Genomic DNA, 22145 nt, shown 5'->3' with positions numbered 1-22145 from the left:
TGCACTCACGGCTCAGCACGTCTGGACCTGGCCATGGCCTCGCCCTATCACTGAGGTCCAAGTACGCGTGACAGGGCGAGGCCATGAGCAACTTAATTTCCATATCCGAGCTGACGGAAGATGAGGCGCGTGCCGAGCTTGCACGTCTGGCCGAACTATTGTCGAAAGCAAACACGCTGTATCACACGGCTGATGCGCCTGACATGTCGGATGCCGACTATGACGCTCTCAAACGGCGCAATGCCGAGATAGAAGCGCGCTTCCCTCATCTCAAGCGTCCCGACAGCCCGACGGATCAAGTGGGTGCAAAGCCTGCTGATGGTTTTTCGAAAGTCACGCACGCCGTGCGCATGATGTCGCTGGGCAACGCTTTCGATGATGACGATGTGGCCGATTTCGACAGGTCGATCCGGAAATACCTGGGTCTTGGAGCGGGTGAAAGTTTGGCCTACACCGCCGAACCCAAGATTGATGGCCTGTCGTTGTCATTGCGGTATGAAAGCGGGCAGCTTGTTCAGGCTGCCACGCGCGGAGATGGTGAAGTCGGTGAAAACGTAACGGCCAATGCCCGCACGGTATCTGATATCCCGCAGCACCTGAAAAACGCGCCAGAGGTTCTGGAAGTCAGGGGTGAGGTTTACATGTCTCACGCGGATTTCGAGGCGTTGAACGCGCGGCAGGCAGAGCGCGGCGGAAAACCCTTTGCCAATCCAAGAAACGCGGCGGCGGGGTCTTTGCGACAACTGGATCCGGAAATCACGCGCTCGCGCCCGTTGCGTTTCTTTGCTTACGCCTGGGGAGAGGTTTCAGAGCCATTGTCCGACTCGCAGATAGGGGCGATCGAGCGGTTGAAATCACTTGGATTTTCGACGAATCCCCTGACCCGCCTGTGCAAAACGACGCAAGAGATGCTGGAACATTACCGGGATATCGAAGCGCAACGTTCCACCTTGGGCTATGACATCGACGGGGTCGTCTACAAGGTGAATGATCTGTCGCTTCAGGCGCGTTTGGGGTTCCGCTCAACTACGCCGCGATGGGCGATTGCTCACAAGTTCCCGGCCGAACTGGCCTGGACGAGGCTGGAGGCGATCGACATTCAGGTCGGTCGTACAGGCGCGCTTAGCCCGGTTGCCCGGTTGCATCCAGTGACTGTGGGTGGTGTTGTTGTGTCCAACGCCACATTGCACAACGAAGATTATATCGCGGGGCGCGATGCCAAGGGCGGCACGATCCGCGATGGCAAGGATATACGTGTCGGTGACTGGGTTCAGGTATACCGCGCCGGGGATGTGATTCCGAAACTGTCAGATGTTGATCTGTCCAAGCGCCCGGCCGGTTCGCAGCCCTTTACCTTTCCGACGCGCTGTCCGGAATGTCAAAGCGAGGCGATCCGTGAAGAAGGTGATGCGGTCCGCCGCTGCACCGGTGGCTTGATTTGCCCCGCGCAGGCCGTTGAAAAACTGAAACATTTCGTCTCGCGCAAGGCGTTTGACATAGAAGGCCTTGGTGCAAAACAGATCGAGATGTTCTATGATGATCCGATCCTTCCGATAAAGACTCCGGCGGATATCTTTACACTGGAGCAGCGTGACAGGGCCAATCTGGCACGGCTGAAAAACCGGGATGGGTGGGGGGAAACCTCGGCCAGAAATCTGTTTGCCGCGATCGACGAAAAGCGGACTATTCCGTTTGCGCGCCTGTTGTTCGCTTTGGGCATTCGACATGTCGGCGAGGTCGGAGCGCGCGATCTGGCGCTGTTTTACCGCGATTGGGAGACCATGACGCAGGCCCTGGACACCGCCCGCCCTGCGGCTTTGGCTCAGCGGCAAGCGGATGAGGCCGAGGATGCCGAACGGGCAGCCGCGCTGGCAGAAGGTCGTCGGGCACGTGTCAAGGAAGTGCGGGATGCGGCCATAACCGCGGCGCGTGTTCCGCCGGATGCCAATGCCGCCTGGGCTGAGTTGATTGGAATAGATGGGATTGGCGCAACGCTGGGTCTGTCCCTGTCCGATGCGTTTTCGAACGTGGAAGAGAGGCGCGCGTTCGATACGTTGCGCAAGGAACTGACAATCGTCGCACCTGATGCGCCCGCCTCAGACAGCCCGGTGGCTGGCAAGACGGTCGTGTTCACCGGTACTCTGGAAAAGATGACCCGCGCCGAGGCAAAGGCACGGGCCGAGGCGTTGGGTGCGAAGGTTTCCGGTTCCGTCAGCAAGAAAACAGATATTCTGGTCGCCGGGCCCGGTGCGGGTTCGAAAGCCAGGAAAGCGGCAGAGCTGGGTATCGAAACCCTGGATGAGGATGGCTGGTTGCAGCTGATCGAAGGCGCATGAGCGGGAGGCCGGAACAGCTGTTCCCGCTGTTTGCGGGGCTTGAAACACTCGAGGGCGTCGGCCCCAAGACCGCGCAGGTCCTGCAACAGGCCGGCGTTGAGAGCCCACGCGACGTTCTGTTCGGCCTGCCTTATGCCGTCGTCGACCGACGTCGGCGAGAGACGATTCAGGGCGTCGATCTGCCTGCGACGTTGACGGTCGAAGTGACTGTCGGCCCACACAGGCCGCCTCGAAACAAGGGGGGCGCATACCGCGTGCATGTCGAAGACAGCCAGGCCGATTTTCAGTTGGTTTTCTTTCACGCGCGCGGGGAGTATCTGAAGAAAGTACTGCCTCAGGGCGCGCGCCGTGTGATCTCGGGCAAGCTGGAGCTGTTCGACGGCATGGCTCAGATGGTGCATCCGGATCATATGTTGCCGGTCGAGCAAGCCAGTGAAATTCCGGAATTCGAACCGGTATATCATCTGACACAGGGGCTGACCCAAAAGACGGCCTTCAAGGCCACCCGCAGCGCATTGGCGCGGGCGCCAGAGCTGGCCGAATGGATCGACCCGGCGCAGATGGCACAGCAAAACTGGCCGGATTGGATCTCGGCAATTCGTGCCGGTCACAATCCTCAGGGGGCTGATGATGTCTCACCATTTGCGCCCGCGCGTCAGCGTCTGGCCTATGACGAGCTGTTCGCCCATCAGATGACGCTGGCTCTGGCGCGTCAGCGAGAGCGGAAATCCCGTGGTGTCGTCAGCGTAGGGACAGGCGCGTTGCAATCCAGGGTGTTGGCCAGCCTTCCTTATCGTCCGACCAGCGCACAAAGCCGCGCGATCGAGGAAATCGCGGCCGATATGGCATCGGATTCCCGCATGAACCGATTGTTGCAGGGTGACGTGGGGGCCGGCAAGACATTGGTGGCCTTCATGGCCCTTCTGATTGCAGTCGAGGCTAAAGGGCAGGGCGTGATGATGGCCCCGACCGAGATACTCGCCCGCCAGCACTTGGAAGGGTTGCGCCCGTTGGCGGAAGAGGCCGGAGTGGTGTTGGAACTGCTCACCGGGCGTGACAAGGGCGCAGAGCGGCGCGCCAAGCTTGAGGCTTTGAAAAATGGCAATATCCGAATTCTGGTCGGCACCCATGCCGTGTTTCAGAGTGATGTTGAATTCAAAGCGCTGCGCTTGGCCATAGTTGATGAACAGCACCGGTTTGGCGTGCGCCAGAGGATGGAGTTGTCGGAAAAAGGGCAGGGCGCGGATGTATTGGTGATGACCGCCACCCCGATTCCACGCAGTCTGGCGTTGGCGCAATATGGCGATATGGATGTCTCGGTGCTGGACGAAAAGCCGCCGGGGCGCAAACCGATCAAGACAGCGATTGTCAGTACGCAGCGCATGGACGAGGTCGTGTCGCATCTGCGTCGGGCGATTGATGAGGGGCGGCAATGCTATTGGGTCTGCCCCTTGGTCGATGAATCAGAGGTTTCAGATCTGACGGCAGCTGAAGAACGGTTCAAACGCTTGCGTGCCATATTGGGCGAAGGTGTGGTCGGGCTGGTTCACGGGCAAATGCCGCCGTCGGAAAAAGACGCGGCAATGTCCGCATTCCAGAACGGGGACACCAAGGTTCTTGTGGCCACGACCGTCATAGAAGTGGGGGTCAATGTGCCCAATGCCACGATCATGGTCATCGAACGGGCCGAAATCTTTGGTCTGGCCCAACTGCATCAATTGCGCGGCCGTGTGGGCCGGGGTGATGCGGAATCGACGTGTTTGTTGATGTATCAGCCTCCGCTCAGCGACGGGGGACGTAAACGGTTGGAGGTTCTGCGCGAAACCGAAGACGGGTTCCGTATTTCGGAAACCGATCTGGAGATGCGCGGCGCCGGGGATCTGATCGGAACTGCGCAGTCCGGTCTGCCAAAGTTCCGCATTGCGGATCTCGAGCGTCAGGCCGGCTTGATGGCCGTGGCCCAATCCGATGCCCGGGCATTGCTGAATGCGGATCCCAAGCTGACCTCGGACCGGGGGCGCGCGGCACGCGTACTTTTGTGGCTGATGAAGCAGGATCAGGCGATCCGTTTGATTTCAGTGGGTTAGGCAAAAAGTTCCAGAAAGTTCACAAATGTTCTCAAAAAGTTCTTTACCGACTCGCGTAAATATGAGAACAAAAGGTCAACAAAGGATTAAAGCTCTGACCGGAGGTGACCCTATGCTGACCCAGATCAAGACCGTATTCAGCCGCTCGCAATCGACGATCCTACAGGATGCCGTGGGCGTGATGTCTCTGGTCGTGATCCTGATGGTCGCCTTGCACCTGCCGGTTGGCTTCTGAACCTTTCTGCCTGCGATCTCGTGCCGAAAAAACCGCGCTGTCATCCCCATTTCAGTCAAGGGTGACCTGCCTGTCCCAAACCCCTTGAGGGGCCTTGCCTCGGCCCCGTGCGGTACTCCGGACCCCACGCGAGACACGCAATGCCTGCCGCCGCCCTTTCGCCCGGAAGGTGCGGCGGTTTTTTTACAACTGGCCGGTTTTGAAAATCTCAAGCAATGCGGACAGGACCGAGTTAACCGCGACCGAGGCTAGGATCATCCCCATGATACGGCTGATGATCGCTGCTCCTGAATGGCCAATCAGGCGGATGATCGGTTCGGCCAGAAGCATGAGAACGAAGGCAACTACTAAAACCGACAGCATGACCAATGCGGTAATCCCCTGATCGGCTGCACTGTATCTATGGTTGTCCGTCAGGATCACCACTGCAAGCATCGCGCCGGGCGAGGCCAGAGACGGAACCGCAAGAGGAAATATCGCGGGATTCTGCTTGTGATACTTATCTTCCTGATCCTCTTCGGCCTGACGCTGTTCTATGTCTTGTTTGCTTTCGCCAAAGATCATGGTCAGAGCGAACAGAAACAAGATGATGCCGCCTGCGACCTGAAATGAATTCAGTCCAATATCCAGCGCTTCGATCAGCAATTGCCCAAACACGAGAAAGAACAAAAGGACACCGGCGCTTATTATCGATGCCAACAGCGCTGTTTTGCGACGCGCGGCGGCCTCTAGCCCCGCAGTGACGGCAATGAAAACGGGAATAGTTCCAATCGGGTCTATTACGACCCAAAGAGTTACAAAATGCTCGAGTAGATTTTCCAAAACCCATCCCTCCTTAAATTTAAGCGGAAGGTAAACGGGTTTACATCAAATAGCTATGATCAGGCGCAATCTGCCTGTTCGGCCTGCGCCATGGCTTCGGCGGCGGCATCCAGCGCCAGCAGAATTGACGCGTGGCGGTTCTTGTAGTCCCGCGCCGGCATCAGGACCTCAAGGCCGTCAAACGGCGCATCCGGGGCGGGGCCGTCCTTTTTCAACATGGCCGCAAGCTGATCGCGCGCTGCTTCGACCTGCGCACGCGTGGCACCAATGATCGCGTCGCCAACCACCGAAGCAGAGGCCTGTCCCAGCGCGCAGGCTTTGACGTCCTGCCCGAAGGCGCTGACACGTCCATCCTGAACCTTCAAATCAACCGTTACGGTAGAGCCACAAAGAGGCGAGCGTTTCTTGACTGTTGCATCCGGGTTTTCCAACCGATCCAGATGCGGGATGTCGGCCGCCAACGCCAGAATGCGTCCGGAATACAGCTTGATCAAGTCGTTCTCGCCGCTCATGGCTTTCCCTCGTCGTGTGTTCCTCATACATAGTGGCCAGCCCAACGGATGCAAAAGGTTTTTGTCATGTCTCACCCCGTCGCGTTTGAACCATCGACTCTGAAATATAACGAGGCGGGACTGATTCCGGCAATTGCGCAGGATGCGGTGTCGGGCGAAGTTCTGATGATGGCATGGATGAACGCACAGGCCATTGAAAAGACGCTGGAAACGGGCAGGGTGACCTATTGGTCGCGCTCGCGTCAGTCTTTCTGGATCAAGGGTGAAACCTCGGGCCATGTGCAGGAACTGGTGGATTTCCGCATCGACTGTGACCGCGATTGCCTGTTGGTTCTGGTGCGTCAAACCGGTGCTGCCTGTCACACCAACCGCCGGACGTGCTTTTATACTGCGGTGCGGGACGGGGCCGAGACCGAACTGATGGCCCCGATGGAGTAACCGAGCCAGATCAAAGCCCCAACATAAGCCGGATGTCTGCCGGGCTGGCACCATCGGCCCGGTATGTCGCGATGGCACGCGCATCGTCGCGTTTCGCCAACCGTTTGCCGGCGTCATCGCGGATCAGATCGTGGTGGTAATACGCAGGCGTCGGCAAGTCCAACAGCACCTGAAGCAGCACATGGATGCGTGTGGCTTCGAACAGATCCTGACCTCGGACCACATGGGTGATCCCTTGGGCTGCGTCGTCAAGAACGACGGACAAATGGTAGGACGTGCCCATGTCGCGGCGGGCCAGAACGATATCGCCGACACTGGTTTCCAACTCATCCGGGGTAAAAGAAATTGTTCCTGTTTCGCCACCGGGGCCGGAGCCCAGTTCCAAGAATTGGAATTTGGCCGGATCGTGGATTGTTCGACAGGCCTTGGCAACATCCAGTCGCAAGACTTTGTCCCTTGGGTGAGGGTTTTGACTTAAGTCTATGCCCTGGTTAATTTTTCGACACGTTCCGGGATAGATAATTCCGTCTGGCCCAAGCAATGGCGCGCCTTCCTGGGGCGCGCTTGCGGCGGCGGCAATATCTTTGCGATTGCACAGGCAAGGATACAGAAGACCCTTCATCCACAACCGCTCCAACGCGCGATCATAGATACTCAGCCGATCTGATTGACGCAGCACCGGTTCCGGCCATGTCAGCCCCAACCAATTGAGGTCATCATAGATCTGATCCTCCCAATGCGGACGCGAGCGGGACCGATCGATATCTTCGATGCGCAGCAAGAACCGGCCGTGTTCGGATCTGGCCATGTCGCTGGCGATCATCGCAGAATACGCGTGACCAAGGTGAAGCGGGCCAGTCGGGGATGGCGCGAAACGCGTTACGAAAGTCACGCTTTTTCTATAACATACACGTCAGAGTTAAGGTTGATGCCGGGCAAGTGCGGCCCGTGTTCACGAAATAGCAAACGTGCGGCACCCATGTCGACCCAATCCGTCAGTCGGCAGGTGAATTTGTGATCTTTCAGCGTATGATCGTTCAGGGAAAACGCCAGCAACCCACCTTTGGGCAAGGTGTGCATCAACTGGTCGAATGTCTCGGGCGGGGCCGCGCCCTGACCGATGACACCAATGGCGGTGATCACCGAATACGCGCCGCGCCTGAGGGGGGCCGGTTTGGTGATGTCAAACCCGGTCAAACTTCGGTAAACACCCTTGGCCTCTGCCTCTTCCAGCATTTTGGGGGTGGGGTCGATACCATCGATGACCTCAAATCCCGCCGCCCGCAAGGCGAGACCGGAAAGCCCCGTTCCGCAGCCGAAGTCCAGAATCGGCGTTTGGGGGTGAGGGTGGAATTGCCACAAAGCCGCGGCCACCCGTCCCGGGGTTGCATATCCCTGTTCCGCGACCTCTTCTTCATAGGTCGCGGCCCAGTTCTGATAATGCGTTTCAGTGTCTTCAGGCGTGTCGAGATTGTAGGTGCTGTCCAGGAACTTGTCGCTCATCCGGTCATGCTAGGCCGAGATCACGCCGCGCGTCCAGTCAGCATTGATCCAACCAGGTTTGCCATTCTGTCTTGGCACGATCGGTATAGGCCTTGTACCGGTCCTTCCGGCCGCGCCGCCCGCCTTTCAGGCCGTCCACGGGGCGGAACAGGCCAAAGTTTACGTTCATCGGCTGAAACGTCTTGGCTTCGGCCCCGCCCGTAATGTGATGGATCAACGCACCCATTGCACTGTCTTTCGGCACTTCGGGCAAGTCACGCCCCAGTATTTCCGCGGCGGCCATGCGACCGGCAAGCAATCCCATAGCGGCGCTTTCAACATAGCCTTCGACGCCCGTAATCTGGCCGGCAAAGCGGATGTTGGGCTTGGATTTCAAGCGCATCTGTGCATCGAGCAGGGTGGGAGAGTTGATGAACGTGTTGCGGTGGATGCCGCCCAGCCGGGCAAAGCTGGCGTTTTCCAGGCCGGGGATCATGCGGAACACGTCGGTCTGGGCGCCGTATTTCATCTTGGTCTGAAACCCCACGATATTGAACAATGTGCCCAACGCGTTATCGCGCCGCAACTGAACCACGGCATGGGGTTTGACGTCAGGTGCATGGGGGTTTGTCAGCCCAACAGGCTTCATCGGACCATGGCGCAGTGTCTCGCGCCCGCGTTCGGCCATGACTTCAATGGGAAGGCAGCCATCAAAATAGCCTGCAGTCTCACCTTCGTGAAACTCGGTTTTTTCCGCTGCCAGAAGGGCGTCGATGAAAGCCTCGTATTGATCACGGTCCATCGGGCAGTTCAGGTAAGCCGTGCGTTCTTCCTCGGTCTCGCCTTTGTCATACCGGGATTGCATCCACGCTTTGCTCATGTCGATGCTGTCGGCATAGACAATGGGCGCGATTGCATCGAAGAACGCCAGCACGTCCGATCCCGTTTCCGCCCGGATGGCTTCCCCCAATGCGGGTGAGGTCAACGGGCCGGTCGCAAATATCCAATGGCCGTCATCAGGCAGCGAGGTGACTTCCTGATCGGTGACGCTCACGCGTGGGTGGGCGCGCAGTTTTGCGGTGACCGTCTCGGCAAACGGGTCGCGATCCACGGCCAGAGCCCCCCCTGCAGGAAGCCTGTGCGCGTCGGCGGTTGTCATGATCAGCCCATTGGCTGCCCGCATTTCCCAGTGCAGCAGGCCGACGGCATTCTGTTCATCATCATCCGATCGGAACGAGTTCGAACACACCATTTCCGCCAGGTTTCCTGTCTGATGTGCGAAGGTGCCAACGTTGGGGCGCATTTCATGAATGACCACGTCAACGCCCATTTCAGCGGCTTGCCAGGCCGCTTCGGACCCGGCCATTCCACCGCCCACGATATGCAAAACTTGTGTCATGTGCAGCCACATAGGGCACCGCACAGACAGGCGCAACTGCCGTATTTTTTGCGACTGATCTGGTGGAGGGGTCTTGGGGTCGCCGCTGCGGGAATGTCAGCGCTGGTGAGAGAGACCAGCTGGAGGGACCTTCCGCCCACGGCGACCCAAAAGTGTACTGAGGCCTTAGCCTCGACCCAGCTTTGCCACAGAGTTGCCCTTTTGGAAAGTGCTAAAATGAAAACAGTGGCAAAAAATGTTCAAAACAATTGCGTCATTGGGTCCAATTCGGGGGGCGCTTTTCAATAAAGGCGGAAATGCCTTCTTCTGTATCGCGGTACAACATATTCTGCGCCATTGCGTCTCCGGTATAGGCATAAGCCTGATCCAAAGGCATTTGCAGCTGTTGATAGAACGCTTCCTTGCCGATCTTCACGGCCACGCCAAGCTTGGATGCGACCAATTCCGCCAGCCCGTTGGCTTCTTGTTCCAGCGCCTCTTCAGGAACGACACGGTTTACCAGGCCCAGATCGGCGGCGCGTTCCGCTGAAATGAACTCGCCGGTGGTCAGCATTTCAAAGGCCTGCTTTCTGGGGATGTTGCGGCTGAGAGCCACCATCGGCGTGGAACAGAACAGGCCGATATTGACCCCGTTGACGCCAAACCGTGTACCTTCCGCAGCCACCGCCATGTCGCAGGTTGCAACCAGCTGACACCCGGCGGCGGTCGCAATGCCATGGACTTGCGCGATAACGGGTTGCGGCAGGGATTGGATGGACATCATCATCCGGGCGCAGCGGGAAAAGAGATCTTGAAAGTAGGCCTTGCCGCCATCTTCCGACTGGCGTCCGGCCGTCATCTGTTTCAAATCATGCCCGGCACAAAACGCCTTTCCTGCCCCCGACAGGACCACGGCCCGGATCGCGCTGTCGTCGCGCAGTGCATCAAGCTCGGCTTGCAGCGCAGCCAGCATCTCATCACTCAATGCGTTCAGCCGGTCCGGGGCGTTCAGTGTCAGCCGTGCCACCGCGCCCGTGTCGTAACGTTCCAGAATTGCCATCTTGCCCTCCGTTCCCAAGTTGGGCCAACTCTAGGTCGGCAAGAGCAGGAGGGGAAGTATGGCTTTGGCAATGAATCGGGACGAACTGTCACAATACCTCAAAGAGGTGTTCCCGCAGGTGCACAAGGATTTCGTCGTTGAAGATTTGACCGAAGACTCGATCACCATGCGCCTTGTGGTTCAGGATCAACACCTGCGTCCCGGGGGTACGGTATCAGGCCCGTCGATGTTCGGGCTTGCCGATGTCAGTGTCTATGCGATGGTTCTGGCAAGGAAAGGGCGTCAGTCTTTGGCCGTCACCACCAACAGTTCTTTTGATTTCCTGCGCAAACCGGAAGGCGGCGCCGATATGATTGCGGCCTGTCGTTTGTTGAAGCTGGGAAAAACACTGGCCGTTGGGGATGTGCTTTTATATTCGGAAGGCAGTGATCTTCCGGTTGCACGGGCAACGATGACCTATTCCCTGCCGCCAGCAGGGTCAGCTGCCGCGAATTTCGGATAAAAAAGGCCGGGGACAGGCCCCGGCCCAGGAAGAGGTCCCAATAATTGGGACTGGGGATCAGTCAGGGCTGCCAGAAAAAGCGCTTTGTTTCCCGGCCAGCCTGATGGCGGGTCAGCCCGACGTCCTGAAGCAGACGGTCATCCAGATAGCTCAGATTGACGCGACTGCGGCGACGGCGTTCCCATTGAGTGACCGCCGCCGCAAACCGCACGGCCAGAGCCGCGAGCAGAGGCAGCCGTGGGCTGTCGTTCAGCAGCAGAAGGGCGGTGGTGTGCATTGTGCGTGTCATCTCGGAATTCCTTTCAAATTGTATTGACACAAAACAGTATTGCTTGGTACATAGTATTGATACATTCGAAATTGTGTCAAAGGCAAAGGAAGAATTGTAATGGATACAATTTGGCCGGAGGCTCTGCCAAAATCCAAGGGTCCGAAATATACATTGGTTGCTGACGCAATAAGAAAAGCCATTGGTGACAAGAAATTAGATGTTGGCGCCAAGCTTCCGCCGGTTCGTGAACTGGCGTATCGCCTGCAAATCACACCTGGTACAGTCGCACGTGCCTATACGATCCTGACCGACGAAGGCTTGCTCCACGCCGAGGTTGGGCGTGGTACATTTGTGGCCCCGCCGAAATCACCGATTCTGGATGATGTCTGGGCCAGGCAACTGCATCTGAGGGAAGACAAGTACAACGCCAATGTCAGCCTGTTCAGCCCGCGTTTGCCGGATGCGGGGCAGGTCGCGCTTATCCGGGAATGCCTGCAAAAGGTTTCGCAAGCTGATCCCGGGCAGTTTCTGAATTACCCCACGCGGGACGCGTATATACCCATGAGGCAATCGGTCGTGGATTGGCTGTCGGATTTGCCGCTGGGCCCGCTGACCCATGATGACATCGTGTTGACCCATGGCGGTCAGAACGGATTGTGTCTGGTGTTCCAGACCATCCTGCGCGGACCCAAACCAATCGTGTTGGTTGAGGACCTCTCTTACGCCGGGTTCCGTCGGGCCGGAGAGTTGATGCGCGCCGAAGTCATTGGCGTCAAGATGGACAAATGGGGCATCGATCCGGCGTCGATGGAGCATGTTTTGCGGCAAACCAATGCTCAGGCCGTTTGCGTCTCGCCAGAAGTTCAGAACCCCACCGGCATCCACACGCCGCTGGAACGCAGGAAAGAGGTCGTGGACGTCGCCCGGCGCTTCGACCTTCAGATCGTGGAAGACGATTGCTATCGCATGGGAGAGGCGCGCGAACCCAGTTATCGCGCGCTCGCCCCCGAGCGGGGCTGGCACGTGTCGTCCATTTCAAAGATACTCACACCGGCTTTGCGCGTTGGCTTTGCCATTGCCCCAAAGGATCGCAGCGTCGATCTGCGCCGATCGGCCGAATATGGGTATTTTGGCCTGGCTCAACCCTTGGCCGAACTGACCCGGCTGCTGCTGTCGGATCCGCGTACCCGCCAAATTGCACAGGATGTGCGCAAACGGATGGGCGATTATGTTCGGATCACCGTCAATGCGCTGGGTGGGTTCGATCTGAACTGGGCACCGGATGTGCCGTTTGTCTGGCTGAACCTGCCATCGGGGTGGCGGTCTGCCGCGTTCAGCCGCGCGGCAGAGCGGGAAGGCATTCAGCTCAGATCAGCGGATGAGTTCGCCCTGCGCGACGGGCGCGCCCCAAACGCCGTACGTATCGCAATGAATGGCCACGTTTCGTTGGAACGGTTCGAGGACGCAATGCTGAGGTTGCGCGCTTTGCTGGACAATCCGCCTGAACAGATCAGCGTCTAGCATTCAACTCAGCGGCGGCGGGTCGCCAAAGAAACCGGCCAGATGGGCAATTCTTCCGTCCTTGTCCAATCGAATGAAATCATGCCCGGCCACCATGATTGCGCCGTCCGGGGCCACCATATGCCACGTGAAGTGGACGACATCATGGTGCGACACAGGATTGCTGGTGATTTTGACACGCCCATTCGAAGTCAAAAGGACTTCGCCGATATGTGCACTCAACTGCTCTCGGCCTGAAACATCGGCTGTCGGATCCACGTACCGACCGTTTTCCGCAAAGCACCGGGTCAGAAGCGCAAGCCGTTTATCGGCGGACTTTTCCTGCCAGGCCGCGCCATAGTTTTCAATCGTGCGCATCAATTCCTGCATGCGACCCTCCGAGGTTGTGCATGATCAATTCCAACCGAGTGTATCAGAGTGTCGAAATTGGGGCGATTTCCGTGCTGACGATATGGGGTAAAATAATACCGATTTAACAAGTTATTGTTTTAAAACATTTTAAATGGCGTTTGGTCGCTTGACGTGGCGATCATGGGTGTCTAGATACGCATCCATCGAATTCGGGCCGCCTCGCTTGGGGCGGTCTTTCACATCAAACAGGACTATCCTGCCATGAAAACCTTTTCTGCAACACCTGCAGACATCGACAAGAAATGGATCCTGATCGACGCCGAGGGCGTTGTTCTGGGCCGTCTTGCGTCGATCGTCGCCATGCGTCTGCGTGGCAAGCACAAAGCGTCGTTCACCCCGAACATGGACATGGGCGACAACGTCATCGTGATCAACGCTGACAAGATCCAGATGACCGGCAAGAAGCGCGAAGAAAACTTCTACTGGCACACTGGCCACCCGGGCGGCATCAAGTCGCGCACCAAACAGCAGATCCTGGAAGGTGCACACCCCGAGCGCGTCGTGACCCAAGCGGTCAAGCGCATGCTGCCGGGCAACCGTCTGGCGCGTCAGCAAATGACCAACCTGCGCGTTTATGCCGGTGCCGAGCATCCCCACGAGGCGCAAGCGCCCGAAGTTCTGGACGTCAAGTCCATGAACAAGAAAAACACCCGGAGCTAATGACCGATGGCTGATCAGATCAATACTCTCGAAGAGCTGAGCGCCGTCGCAGGCGTTGAAACCGTGGCCGAAGAAGTCATCGTGCGTGAACCCGTACGTGACGAGCTGGGCCGTTCCTATGCCACCGGCAAGCGTAAAGACGCTGTTGCCCGCGTTTGGATCAAGCCGGGTTCCGGCAAGGTCACCGTGAACGGCAAGGATCAGGACGTCTATTTTGCACGCCCCGTTCTGCAACTGATCCTGCGCCAGCCGTTTCAGGTTGCTGGTGTCGAAGGCGAGTTCGACGTTGTCGCCACTGTCAAAGGCGGTGGCCTGACCGGTCAGGCCGGTGCGGTCAAGCACGGCATCTCGAAAGCGCTGCAACTGTACGATCCCAACCTGCGCGGCGCCCTGAAAGCCGCTGGCTTCCTGACCCGCGACAGCCGCGTTGTGGAACGTAAGAAATTCGGTAAGCGCAAAGCCCGCCGTTCGTTCCAGTTCTCCAAGCGTTAATTCGCCGGGAAAACCCAACAAAGAAAGGGCTCGCAATTGCGAGCCCTTTTGCATTGTTTTGCGGGAAATCTTATTCTTCGTAAACCAGTTTCCATGCGCCGTTTTCAACGACATTGACGAAAACCGTATCCGCCCCCTGGTGATCATCCGGGCCATAGGTAATGTGGTTGCCGACCAGGTCATCCTGATAGTCCAGCGACTCCATCGCTTCGATAAAGCTGTCATGCGTCAGGTCAGGGCCCGCTGCTTCAAGCGCCTTGACCATCATTTCGGCAGCGGAATAGCCCAACATGGCAAATCCAACCGGATCTTCGCCGGTCGCGGCCTTGTATTCTTCGATAAATGCCGCCGGGGCAGGTTGGTCCGCACGCGCCCAAAGATCCTGCCACGAGGCTGCTGCATAAAACCCGTCAGTCACCCCACCGGGAACCTGTGCCACGACAGTCAGGAAACTGGCCGAAGTCCCGAGGAACTTCATGTCCGTCAGACCCATCTTCTTGGCCGTGCCTACTACGGTGATCGCCTGCCGCACGCCAAGCGCCATGGTGACGATATCGCAGCCCTCTTCCTTTAGCTTGCTGAGCGACCCGACAAAATCTGTCTCATCCGGCTTGTGGGTCGTTTCAGATCCAAAAGCAATCCCGGCTTCTTCGGCGCCGGTCTTGCTGCCTTCAAGAATTTCCTCACCGAAATCTGTTGGCAGATACATGGTGCAAACCGTCTTTGATCCAAATTCGCCGGCCAGATATTTCACACCGACACGCGCCTGATCATAGTAGGTCGAGAAAGACGTGAACTTGTTTCGCATCGGCTCTTGCAACATCTGACGCGCAGCGGTCAGAGGTGCCACGTTGGGAATGCCCTTGGGATCCAACAACTTGAACCCAGCCATGTTCATCGGCGTGCCAAGCGATTGCAGCATGGCGAACACCTTGTCGCGGTTCAGCAGTTTGTTGTAGCCCTGCATCGCACGCGGCATCTGGTATCCGTTGTCCTCGACCACATAGCGGATTTTGCGCCCGTGTATGCCACCGGCTTCGTTCACCCGGTCGAATACCACGTTGGCACCTTTGGTCGCCGGGACACCCACCGCGGCAAAGATGCCGCTCAGGTCGTTGACGGACCCGATGACAATCTCATCATCCGTCACGCCCTGCGTCTGAGCCCAACCGATGCTTGCCGAGGCGGTCAACGCCGTGGCGGCGGCCAGCCATTTGAATGACTTCTTCATCTTTCTCCTCCCGAAAACTCTTTGGCTAAGTGTACATGTCTTCAATCAGATGTCCGTGTTTCTTTTCGACCAGGCCGCGTTTCAGCTTCATTGTGGCGGTAAGCTCATCATCCTCGGCGGTCAGCAGAACGTCGATCAGGCGAAAATCCTTGATCTGCTCGACCCGTGCGAATTCCTTGTTCACCGCGGCCACTTCGGCGCCGATCAGCTCCTTGACTTCGGCCGCGGCGCAAAGCGAGGCAAAGTTCGAGAAAGGGATTTTCTGGTCTTGCGCATATTTTTCGACATTTTCCTGATCGATCATGATCAGCGCCGTGAGGTATTTGCGCCGGTCGCCGATGATCACCGCGTCCGAGATGTAATGGCTGAACTTCAGCCGGCTTTCGATTTCGGCCGGGGTTATGTTCTTGCCACCGGCGGTGATGATGATGTCTTTCAACCTGCCGGTGATGGTAACGTACCCGTCCTTGTCGATACGCCCCATATCGCCGGTGCGCAGCCAGCCATCGGCGGTAAAGCTTTCCGCCGTCTTTGCGTTGTTGCGCCAATAGCCCTGAAAGGTGTTCATGCCTTTGAGCTGAATTTCACCCTCGTCCGAGATGCGGATATCGCACCCCGGGACGACCTTGCCGATGGTTCCGATCTTGTTGCTTTCCACGGTGTTGAGTGTGGCAAGGCCGGACGTTTCGGTCATGCCGAAGCCCTCGACGATCGGCACGCCGATGGCCCAGTACCATTTCAACAAATCCGCCGAAATAGGCGCAGCACCCGTGCCACCCCGGCGCAGTTTGTCCAAACCGAGCATCCGGCGCAAATTCTTCAGAACCAACTGATCCCAAAACCAGAACCGGGCCGCGATGGCGGCGGGAACGGGTTTTCCTGAACTCACGTAATCGGCCCGCCGTGCGCCGGCCTTCAGGGCAAGACCGTATGCCATTCGACCCAACGGCGTTGCATCCTGCGCCAGGATTTGCACATGCGCATAGATCTTTTCCCAAACTCTCGGCACCGCCGTGAAGGTCGAAGGCGAGACCTCTTGCAGATTTGCAAAGACCGTCTCGGGGCTTTCCGCGAAATTCACGGTGCAGCGGGCGGCCAGTGGGAAATAGACTGATACGTCGCGTTCCAAGATATGGCAGAGGGGCAGGAAACACAGTTGTTCGTCACTGGCCTGCGTTGGCAATGACCAGGCACCGGCCTCGATGCCGGCCAGGATGTTCTCATGGCTTAACATCGCACCCTTGGGCTGGCCGGTGGTGCCGGATGTATAAACCAGCAAGGCTGTATCCTGAGGTTTGGCCAATGCGATTTCGGCTTCGAACCGTCCCGGATCTTCCTGTTCGGCCTGCTGGCCCAAAGCGTAAAGATCGTCGATCATCATGCAGCGCGGATGGGTCAGGTCGTGCAAGCCTTCGTCTTCCAGAATGATCACCTTGATCAGATCCGGAATTTGATTTTCGACTTCCAGAAACTTGTCCAGATGCTCTTCGTCCTCGACGATGAGGAACTTGCTGCCACTGTTGTTGACCAGATATTGCAGTTGATTGGCCGAATCCGTCGTGTAGACGCCAGAAGAAATACCCCCGACGCACTGAATACCCATATCGAACCACATCCATTCCTTGCGGTCCTCGGACAGGATCGAAACAACGTCACCGCGTTCCAGGCCCAGCTTGCGCAGGGCAAGCCCGATCCACTTGGCGTGCTGCCAATAGTCGGCCCAGGAATATGACTTCCAGATGCCCAAATCCTTTTCGCGATGGGCTGTACGATCCCCCAGTTCCGCGCAACGGTGTTGAAACAGCATGCTGATGGTGGTGCACCCATCTACGCGCAACGGGCGTTGTCCGGGGGTTGCATTCAGTTCAACGCCGTTGATCTTGACCTGCGAGGCGAGGGGCGTGGCATCCATCTTGCTTACCTCCACGTCTTCTTGCGTTTCCAACGGCGGCTTTCGCGTGCGCCTTCTTCCTGCACGCCAAGATAGAAGTTCTGGATGTCTTCGGATTTCAGCAACGTATCCGCAGCGCCGTCCATGACGATGCGGCCTACCTCCATCACGTATCCATGATGCGCCAGCCGCAACGCCGCATTGGCGTTCTGTTCGACCAGCAGCATCGTCATATGCTGTTCTTCGTTCAGACGTTTCAGAATGGCGAATATTTCCTGCACCAAAAGCGGTGACAGACCCAGCGACGGCTCATCCAGCAGCATGATGCGGGGACGGGCCATCAGCCCACGTCCGATTGCTAGCATTTGTTGCTGCCCGCCCGAAAGGGTGCCGGCCTCTTGCGTGTGACGATCTTTCAGAACGGGAAAGTAACTGAAAACAAGCTCGCGATCCTGGTCGATCTGCACTTTGTCCGTTCGGGTATACGCGCCGAGGCTCAGGTTTTCATCGACGGTGAGCAGAGGAAACACCTCGCGCCCTTCGGGTACATGCACGATCCCGCGCTGGACGACGGTATGCGGCTCGGCCCCCTGAATGTCGTCTCCATCAAAGGTGATCGTGCCTTTTTCCGGGTCCATCACCCCCGAGACGGTTTTCATCAACGTCGTCTTGCCGGCACCGTTTGCGCCAAGGATCGAAACAATCGTACCTTCGTGAACGTCCAGCGAAACACCGCGAATGGCCATGATCGGGCCATAAAAGCTTTCGACATTTCGGATTTTCAGGATTGGCGCGCTCATGAAGCCTTCCCAAGATAGGCTTCGATCACTGCCGGGTGCGATTGAACTTCGGCCGGGGTCCCAAGCGCCAGTTTTGCGCCGTCTGCCATGGCCAGAACCCGGTCTGACACGCCCGAGACCAGGCCCATGTCATGTTCTACCATCAAAACGGTGATGCCCATCTGCCGTCGGATATCATCGATCCACCAACGCATGTCCGTTGTTTCTTCCACGGACAACCCCGAGGCCGGCTCATCCAGCAGCAAGAGTTTTGGGTCAGTTGCCAAAGCCCGTGCAACTTCGACCACTTTGCGCACGCCGTAGGGCAGCCCCGATATCATCTTGTCGCGATAGGCTTGCAGATCGAGAAAGTCGATTATCCGTTCGACTTTATCGCGGTTTTCCAGTTCCTGTCGCTTTGCCGACGGGGTGAACAGAATCTCGGAAATCAAGTTTGTCCTGCGGTGGCGGTGGCGTCCGACCAGCAGGTTTTGCAGAACGGTTGCGTGTTCGAACAGCTCGATGTTCTGAAATGTCCGCGCCACGCCATAAGCGGCGACACCGGACGGTTTGACCCGAAGCAGATCATGACCGTCATACCGGATCGCCCCGTCAACGGGATCGTAGAACCGGGAAATCAGGTTGAAAACAGTGGACTTGCCCGCACCGTTTGGACCGACGATGGCAAAGACTTCACCTTCCCGAACGTCGAATGACAGGTCATCCACCGCCGTCAGGCCGCCGAACTTGAGGGTGACATTTTCGAACTCCAGCAAGCTCATCTCAGACGCTCCGTCTTGAGATAGGATTTCTGCCGTTTGAACATGTCTTTTCGATAGAAGGGGAACAGCTCGAACCACGTGCGGATTTTCAGCCAGCGGCCATAGATGCCCATGGGTTCGAACAGGATGAAAGCGATCAGGATCATGCCGAAGATGCCGAACTCCAACCCCGGAATGGCGACTGTATTGCCGCCGAACAGGGCGCCGGCATATTCTTTTGAGATCGACAGAAACTGAGGCAGGAACCCGATCACGATCGCGCCCAGAAACGCGCCGTGGATCGACCCCAGCCCGCCAATGACGATCATCATAAGCAGTTGGATCGAGATCAGAACGCTGAAGGTTTCGTTGTTGAACGCTCCGGCGAACAACCCCATCAGCGCCCCGGCCCAGCCTGTCACCGCGCAGGACAACGCGAAAGAGATCATCTTTGTCCGCGCGATGTCGATGCCCATCGCCTGTGCCGAAACCTCAGAGTCGCGCACCGCGATGAAGCTGCGCCCCAAAGGCGCGCGCAGCAGGTTGATATATCCCAGTGTGACCAGCACGGCGACGGTTAGGACCAGCCAGAAAAACTGATCGGGCGTTCCCCAGCGGTCCACCAGATGGCCGAAGATTTCGACCCCGCCGACATATTTGCCCGCAACGCCGCCAGTGATGGGTTCGGACAGAACGATGATGTCGTCCATCAGGATCGAAAGAGCCATGGTGAAGATGGCCAGATAGATGCCATGCAGGCGCAGGGCAGGGACCGCAACGGTCACGCCCGCGATCCCCGTCAGGATGCCGGCCAGCGGAAAAGCGAGAAGAAAGGGCACCCCGGCTTCAATCAGGGCAACGTTGGCATAGCAGCCAAAAGCCAGAAAGGCCGCGTGGCCCAGACTGACTTGCCCTGTATGCCCGGTCAGGATCATCAGGCCCAACCCGGCAATGGCCCAGATCAGGACGTTGGTCAGTTCACCCAGATAGAACTCGTCAAGCCACCAGGGGGCTGCGGCAACAACCGTCAGAAGGATCAGATACAGGACAAGCTGATAGCGGTCTTTCCACGGGCGGATATCCTGCATGTAGTCGGTTTTGAAGACGATCCGCATGGCTCAGACCTTTTTGACCCGAACCTGACTGAACAACCCGTTGGGGCGAAAGATCAGCACGGCAAGCAGCAGGGCGTATGGCGCGATCTGGCTGTAACCCGCCGCGATATAGCGGCTGGCAAAAGGTTCGATCACGCCGACAATAAGTCCACCGGCCAATGCACCGGGCAGGCTTCCGAATCCGCCGATAACGGCGGCGGCAAATGCCTTGATGCCCAGCAATCCGGTTGTCGGATCCACCGCGCCCTTGGCGGCGAACAGAATGCCCGCAATCCCCGCAACGACACCGGCCAGCGCCCAGATGAACCCCTGAACCCGCTTGACAGGTACGCCCATGTAATACGCTGCCAGCTGGTTTTGCGACGCCCCCTGCATCGCCAGCCCAAGTTTGGAGCGTTTGAAAAAGACGTAAAGGCCCCATGTCAGCAGGATGGTCACGACGATCACGGCGACATCCTCCAGCCCCAGCACAAGGCCGCCAAAGCGCAGATCTTTCCCCGCCAGCGGGTTTTGCAGTGTTTGCGGTTCGTGCCCCCAGATCAATCCGGCCACGAAACGGATCACAAAGCCCAGGGCGATGGTCAGGATAACAACGGCGGTCTGACTTTCGCCAAACAAGCGACGGATGATCAGGCGATCCAGAAGATATCCCAATGCCCCCATGATCCCCAGTGATATCGGCAGGGCCAGCCAGAACGGCAGGCCCATGTACTCGGTGTTGGTCAGGCCGATGGTGACAAAGGCCCCCAGCATCATGAAATCGCCCTGCGCGAAATTTACCGCTTCGGTCGCCTTGTAGATCAGAACAAAGCCAAGCGCGATCAGGCCATAGACACATCCGTTTGCCAGTCCGCTGATCAGCAGCTGTGCGTTATCCAAACTGTCCTCCCTCGACCGGTTTGCCGGTGTCGCGTTCCGCCCGCGCGCGTCGTTCGGTAACGCAGGTTTGTTCTACTATGGCGTGATAATCACCTTGCCGTCACTCTTTTTCAGCGCATCTGCCAGATTTGGCACAAGATTTTTCAGCCTAAGATGTTCTGAAACATCCGTTTTCCAGCGCCCGTCGGCAAACCGGGCCTGAACCTCGGCCACGACGCGCATCTGATCGGCGGGCGGGGTCGACATCATCCAGTTTGTCAGCCAGAAGCCTTCGATCCGCTTGCTCATGAAGATCAGCTGTCCGGTCTGCGTCAGCGTCGGCGCCTCGGTAGACAGCTTGCCATAACTGATCCAGCGCGCCCGGTTGGGCATGGCGCAGAACAATTGTTCAGACAACTGGTCCGTCACGGCATCCAGAAACACGCGCGGTTTCAGCTGCGCGCTCAGATCCGCAAACTTGGCGACAACGTCTTCATCGGTTGTCACCAGCACTTCGGCCGCGCCAAGGTCTTTCAACATCCCTGTCGTCTCGGCCCGGCGCACCAAGGCGATCGGCTTCAACCCCAGGTCGCGGCCAAGGCTGCACATCAGCTTGCCCAATTGGCTGGTCGCGGCTGATACGACAAAGGCATCTCCATCAGCCTTGGCCATATCCACCATGGCCATCGCCGTCATTGGATTGACGATCTGAGCAGCCCCATCATCGTCCGAGATATCAGGGCGCAGAGGGATGCACATCTGCATCTGCGTAACGACATATTCCGCCCAGGCCCCCGATCCGGCGGCAACAAACGCGACGCGTTGCCCTTGCAGGGCTTCGGCGCCCTTGCCGGCGGCCACGACGTCTCCGCATCCTTCAAAGCCGGCGGGGGATCCCTTGACCCTCGGCTGCCCGTATTCACCCTTGATGAAATGCAGATCTGACGGATTGACCGAAGCCGCGCGCAACCGGATCAGCACCTGACCCGGGCCGGGTTCCGGCGTGGGAACTTGGGCTTCTTCCAACCAGTCGGCGGCGTTTTCAATGGCCGGTCCGGTGGCCGTGCCGGAATACCCGTCATGCTTCAGGATTGCGGCGAACATAGTCTGGGGCAGGTCGGTCATCGGATCATCCTTGAAATGGCTAAAGCACAGCGCGCAGCATATCTGGAAAGCCCCCGATAGTACGGGCAAGGTGCGGGCTGTTTGTCAGGCACAGCCAATCAAAAGCCGCGAAGGAGGTCAATTCAACCACGCCCTAACGTAGGGGCAGCGCAGATGCGCCCTTGGGAAAGGCCGACCC

The 22145-nt window shown here is 57.9% G+C and carries 23 protein-coding genes; 8 read left to right on the top strand and 15 right to left on the bottom strand.

The window, feature by feature from the left end:
- Positions 1-83 precede the first annotated feature (83 nt).
- The 3 genes from ligA (at position 84) to GOW09_RS22765 (ending at position 4658) form a co-directional block, all read left to right on the top strand.
- Positions 84-2336 carry an NAD-dependent DNA ligase LigA gene (gene ligA, locus GOW09_RS04580; RefSeq protein ID WP_171115987.1) on the top strand — a complete coding sequence of 751 codons (2253 nt, stop codon included), beginning with the start codon at positions 84-86 and terminating at the stop codon, positions 2334-2336.
- Positions 2333-4423, top strand: a complete 2091-nt coding sequence (gene recG, locus GOW09_RS04575; RefSeq protein ID WP_171115985.1) for an ATP-dependent DNA helicase RecG — start codon at positions 2333-2335, stop codon at positions 4421-4423. Before ligA ends, recG begins: the two co-directional genes overlap by 4 nt.
- 112 nt (positions 4424-4535) lie before the next feature.
- A complete protein-coding gene (locus GOW09_RS22765) occupies positions 4536-4658 on the top strand; it encodes a hypothetical protein (protein WP_256367496.1) in 123 nt (40 codons plus the stop codon).
- Between the two features lie 183 nt (positions 4659-4841).
- Here the strand turns inward: GOW09_RS22765 and GOW09_RS04570 are convergent, their stop codons facing one another.
- Positions 4842-5480 (bottom strand): MarC family protein, encoded by a 639-nt coding sequence (locus tag GOW09_RS04570; RefSeq protein ID WP_152457939.1) that lies wholly within the window; start codon positions 5478-5480, stop codon positions 4842-4844.
- A gap of 59 nt (positions 5481-5539) precedes the next feature.
- Entirely contained in the window at positions 5540-5992 is a 453-nt protein-coding gene (locus tag GOW09_RS04565) for an iron-sulfur cluster assembly scaffold protein (RefSeq protein WP_152457940.1), read from the bottom strand.
- Positions 5993-6040: 48 nt separating this feature from the next.
- Here GOW09_RS04565 and hisI point away from each other — a divergent pair, with 48 nt between their 5' ends.
- On the top strand, positions 6041-6430 hold the full coding sequence (gene hisI / locus GOW09_RS04560; RefSeq protein WP_171115982.1) for a phosphoribosyl-AMP cyclohydrolase: 390 nt from the start codon (positions 6041-6043) through the stop codon (positions 6428-6430).
- 10 nt (positions 6431-6440) lie between these two features.
- Here the strand turns inward: hisI and gluQRS are convergent, their stop codons facing one another.
- From gluQRS to GOW09_RS04540, 4 genes are all read right to left on the bottom strand, one after another.
- Positions 6441-7322 carry a tRNA glutamyl-Q(34) synthetase GluQRS gene (gene gluQRS, locus GOW09_RS04555; protein WP_171115980.1) on the bottom strand — a complete coding sequence of 294 codons (882 nt, stop codon included), beginning with the start codon at positions 7320-7322 and terminating at the stop codon, positions 6441-6443.
- Positions 7319-7933, bottom strand: a complete 615-nt coding sequence (locus tag GOW09_RS04550) for a class I SAM-dependent methyltransferase (RefSeq protein WP_171115977.1) — start codon at positions 7931-7933, stop codon at positions 7319-7321. Before GOW09_RS04550 ends, gluQRS begins: the two co-directional genes overlap by 4 nt.
- A 37-nt stretch (positions 7934-7970) precedes the next feature.
- On the bottom strand, positions 7971-9311 hold the full coding sequence (gene trmFO, locus GOW09_RS04545) for a methylenetetrahydrofolate--tRNA-(uracil(54)-C(5))-methyltransferase (FADH(2)-oxidizing) TrmFO (protein ID WP_171115975.1): 1341 nt from the start codon (positions 9309-9311) through the stop codon (positions 7971-7973).
- 253 nt (positions 9312-9564) lie between these two features.
- Positions 9565-10350: an enoyl-CoA hydratase gene (locus GOW09_RS04540; RefSeq protein ID WP_171115973.1), complete on the bottom strand. Its 786-nt coding sequence runs from the start codon at positions 10348-10350 to the stop codon at positions 9565-9567.
- 58 nt (positions 10351-10408) lie between these two features.
- Between GOW09_RS04540 and GOW09_RS04535 the strand changes: the two genes are divergently transcribed.
- Positions 10409-10852: a PaaI family thioesterase gene (locus GOW09_RS04535; protein WP_171115971.1), complete on the top strand. Its 444-nt coding sequence runs from the start codon at positions 10409-10411 to the stop codon at positions 10850-10852.
- Between the two features lie 61 nt (positions 10853-10913).
- Here the strand turns inward: GOW09_RS04535 and GOW09_RS04530 are convergent, their stop codons facing one another.
- Positions 10914-11141, bottom strand: coding sequence for a DUF1127 domain-containing protein (locus GOW09_RS04530; protein ID WP_171115969.1), 228 nt, complete (start codon positions 11139-11141; stop codon positions 10914-10916).
- Positions 11142-11240: 99 nt separating this feature from the next.
- On the opposite strand from GOW09_RS04530, the gene GOW09_RS04525 reads away from it, so the two are divergent.
- On the top strand, positions 11241-12644 hold the full coding sequence (locus tag GOW09_RS04525) for a PLP-dependent aminotransferase family protein (RefSeq protein ID WP_171115967.1): 1404 nt from the start codon (positions 11241-11243) through the stop codon (positions 12642-12644).
- Positions 12645-12647: 3 nt separating this feature from the next.
- Here the strand turns inward: GOW09_RS04525 and GOW09_RS04520 are convergent, their stop codons facing one another.
- Positions 12648-13013 (bottom strand): nuclear transport factor 2 family protein, encoded by a 366-nt coding sequence (locus GOW09_RS04520; RefSeq protein WP_171115965.1) that lies wholly within the window; start codon positions 13011-13013, stop codon positions 12648-12650.
- Positions 13014-13256: 243 nt separating this feature from the next.
- Between GOW09_RS04520 and rplM the strand changes: the two genes are divergently transcribed.
- Both rplM and rpsI read left to right on the top strand, forming a co-directional pair.
- Positions 13257-13715: a 50S ribosomal protein L13 gene (gene rplM, locus GOW09_RS04515; protein WP_039536983.1), complete on the top strand. Its 459-nt coding sequence runs from the start codon at positions 13257-13259 to the stop codon at positions 13713-13715.
- Between the two features lie 6 nt (positions 13716-13721).
- Positions 13722-14207 carry a 30S ribosomal protein S9 gene (gene rpsI, locus GOW09_RS04510; protein ID WP_152457951.1) on the top strand — a complete coding sequence of 162 codons (486 nt, stop codon included), beginning with the start codon at positions 13722-13724 and terminating at the stop codon, positions 14205-14207.
- Positions 14208-14277: 70 nt separating this feature from the next.
- On the opposite strand, the gene GOW09_RS04505 is transcribed toward rpsI, so the two are convergent.
- The 7 genes from GOW09_RS04505 to GOW09_RS04475 form a co-directional block, all read right to left on the bottom strand.
- The gene (locus GOW09_RS04505) at positions 14278-15438 is read right to left on the bottom strand and encodes an ABC transporter substrate-binding protein (protein ID WP_171115963.1); all 1161 of its coding nucleotides are present in this window, start codon (positions 15436-15438) and stop codon (positions 14278-14280) included.
- A gap of 25 nt (positions 15439-15463) precedes the next feature.
- Positions 15464-17350: a long-chain fatty acid--CoA ligase gene (locus GOW09_RS04500; RefSeq protein WP_171115960.1), complete on the bottom strand. Its 1887-nt coding sequence runs from the start codon at positions 17348-17350 to the stop codon at positions 15464-15466.
- A 5-nt stretch (positions 17351-17355) separates the two neighbouring features.
- Positions 17356-18129, bottom strand: a complete 774-nt coding sequence (locus GOW09_RS04495) for an ABC transporter ATP-binding protein (RefSeq protein ID WP_171115958.1) — start codon at positions 18127-18129, stop codon at positions 17356-17358.
- A complete protein-coding gene (locus tag GOW09_RS04490) occupies positions 18126-18890 on the bottom strand; it encodes an ABC transporter ATP-binding protein (protein WP_152457955.1) in 765 nt (254 codons plus the stop codon). Before GOW09_RS04490 ends, GOW09_RS04495 begins: the two co-directional genes overlap by 4 nt.
- On the bottom strand, positions 18887-19984 hold the full coding sequence (locus tag GOW09_RS04485; RefSeq protein ID WP_171115956.1) for a branched-chain amino acid ABC transporter permease: 1098 nt from the start codon (positions 19982-19984) through the stop codon (positions 18887-18889). Before GOW09_RS04485 ends, GOW09_RS04490 begins: the two co-directional genes overlap by 4 nt.
- A gap of 3 nt (positions 19985-19987) precedes the next feature.
- Complete coding sequence (locus tag GOW09_RS04480; RefSeq protein WP_170344324.1) at positions 19988-20863, bottom strand: branched-chain amino acid ABC transporter permease; 876 nt, start codon at positions 20861-20863, stop codon at positions 19988-19990.
- Between the two features lie 75 nt (positions 20864-20938).
- Entirely contained in the window at positions 20939-21967 is a 1029-nt protein-coding gene (locus tag GOW09_RS04475) for an alcohol dehydrogenase catalytic domain-containing protein (RefSeq protein ID WP_171115954.1), read from the bottom strand.
- Between the last annotated feature and the right edge of the window lie 178 nt (positions 21968-22145).

The sequence above is a fragment of the Ruegeria sp. HKCCA5463 genome, assembly GCF_013034175.1.
GTDB lineage: Bacteria > Pseudomonadota > Alphaproteobacteria > Rhodobacterales > Rhodobacteraceae > Ruegeria.
Note: the sequence above shows the minus strand (reverse complement) of the source record. Positions and strands in the feature narration are given on the sequence as shown.